The 2,352-nt window shown below is 63.0% G+C and carries 1 protein-coding gene; it reads right to left on the bottom strand.

Features of this window, described 5'->3' with window-relative positions; all coding sequences use genetic code 11:
* Positions 1–840: 840 nt before the first annotated feature.
* Positions 841–2,352, bottom strand: a 1,512-nt coding sequence (locus QZH66_RS15180) for an AMP-binding protein (protein ID WP_305806746.1), incomplete at its 5' end; no start/stop codon positions are given.

Raw genomic sequence — 2,352 nt, 5'->3', positions numbered from 1 at the left:
GTGCCGAGGTGCGACCCATCTGCCTGGCGCGCTCCGGCGAGACCACGACCACCGCGGCACCGCCGGCTGTCGGCATCGTCGCCTCGAGTTTGTGAATCGGTTCACTGATCATCGGCGATGCGAGCACGTCGTCGACGGTGATAGGACGCCCGTAGAAGATGGCCTCGGGATTGAGCTGTGCGTTCTGCCGGGCGCGGACCGCGATCAACGCCATGTCCTCGGCCGTCGTGCCGAATCGCTCGATATGCGCCTGCGCGATCATCGCGTAAGTGGTGTTGGCGCCGCTGGCGCCGAAGGGGACGTCGAATTCGCGAATTGGGTTGCGGTTCTTGGCCACGGCGGGCGGGCGTATTTCCCCGACGACACACAGCACGGCTTCGCACATGCCCGACGCAATGGCGGCCGAGGCGCGCCAGATCATGCCGGCGGCACTGGCACCCCCGAGGTCAACCGTGTTGGCCATTCGAGGCCGCAGACCCAGGTATTCGGCCACGGTGGCCGGCACATGCATCGGAGTTTCGCCCATCTGCGGGGCCACCAGAAGGCCGTCGATGGTGTCTGGACTCAGGCCCGCGTCAAGGACGGCCAGCCGAGCGGCCAACGCGATCTGCCCCAGTGTGGTCTCTTGGGACGAACGGCGCCGNATCGGAGTTTCGCCCATCTGCGGGGCCACCAGAAGGCCGTCGATGGTGTCTGGACTCAGGCCCGCGTCAAGGACGGCCAGCCGAGCGGCCAACGCGATCTGCCCCAGTGTGGTCTCTTGGGACGAACGGCGCCGCGGCGCCAGCTCGCTGACTCCAATGATCGAACCCCACGGTTTTCCACGGCGCCCCGTTTGGCTCACAGCGCAACCACCGAGTTGAGCTTGGCAAACTGGCCAAGGCATTCCGGATTGCGCAGACCAGAGAAGCGGCTGATGTCTATCAAAGTCGCTGCCGCCTTGGCGGCAAGCTCGACCGGCTTGCCATTGTGCGTATATGGCACATCGTCGACCTGGTAGATGGCATGTGGAACGTGCCGGGGTGACGCCTGGCCGCGAATCGTGGCCCGGATCTCGGCTGCCAACGCTTTGTCCAGATGCTTTCCGTCCGCGAGCTTCACGCAAAGGACAATCTCTTCGCTGCTCTTGACCGGTCGACCAAACGCCACGGCGGCTTCCACCGCTGCAATGGTGAACAAGGGGCGGTAAATTTCCGCAGTGCCAATCCGGACCCCACCTGGATTGAGCGTGGTGTCGGAGCGGCCGTAAATCACGAATCCGCCCGAGAGCGTTTGTTCCGCCAGATCACCATGGGTCCACACTTTCGGGTAGCCCTCAAAATACGCGGCCCGATACCGAGCATCGCCGTCGGCGCCCCAGAACGTCAGCGGCATCGCCGGGAACGGCTCGGTACACACCAGCTCCCCCTTGCGGCCGATCACGGAAACGCCGCGCTCGTCAAAGACATCAACCGCCATCCCTAGGAATTTGCAACTCATCTCGCCGGCCCTGACCGCATGCAAAGGCGAACTGCCGACGAAGCCCGACATCAGTTCGGTCCCGCCTGAGCACGGGCAGAAGCACGCCGATGCGGAAACGTTGGCGTGTATCCACTCGAATTGCTCAGCACTGACGGGAGCGCCGGCAGCCAGGATGTTGCGAATCCTTGTCAGGTTGTGATGCATCTTCGGCGAATATCCCGCGTCGCTGAGCACCGAGATATAGCTGGGACTAACACCCATCATGGTGACGCCGGCAGCGTCAGCGACACGCCACAGCGCTCCAAGGTCAGGGCCATCCGCGCCCTTCGGCACCGCAGCGTCCTCATACAGAACGATTGCGCTCCCCCGCACGAGCGAGAACACCAGCCAATGGAACATCATCCACGCGGTGTTGGTGTACCAGAACAACACATCTCCAGGGCCGACGCCGACGTGGAAAGCGTGTTCGCTGGCAAGCTTCAACAGCACACCGCCCGCGGAGTGCACGATGGCCTTGGGCTTGCCAGTGGTGCCGGAGGTGTACATCACGAGCACGGGATTGTTAAAGGCGAAACGCCGCCATTCGAAGCGATCCACCGGCTGGGCGGCTTCGCGATAGCGAAGGAACTGGGCGCCCGAGTTTGGTGCCGACTTCAGTGGGGTGTCGCTGTCTCGATCCACCACGACCACAGTCTCGAGCGTCGACAGGGATGTCACCAGCTTGTCGGCAATCTCTTTGAAGTCATGCCTTTTGCCGTTGTATGTATAGGCGTGGCATATGAAGAGAACCTTCGGCGTGACCTGTCCGATGCGGTCGAGAATCGCTTCGGCAGACAATTCCGGTGCGCACGAAGTCCAGATGCCCCCCACAGCTGCACACGCGAGAAACGA

Origin of the sequence: Stenotrophomonas sp. YIM B06876, from assembly GCF_030711595.1 — a bacterium.
GTDB lineage: Bacteria > Pseudomonadota > Gammaproteobacteria > Xanthomonadales > Xanthomonadaceae > Stenotrophomonas.
Note: the sequence above shows the minus strand (reverse complement) of the source record. Positions and strands in the feature narration are given on the sequence as shown.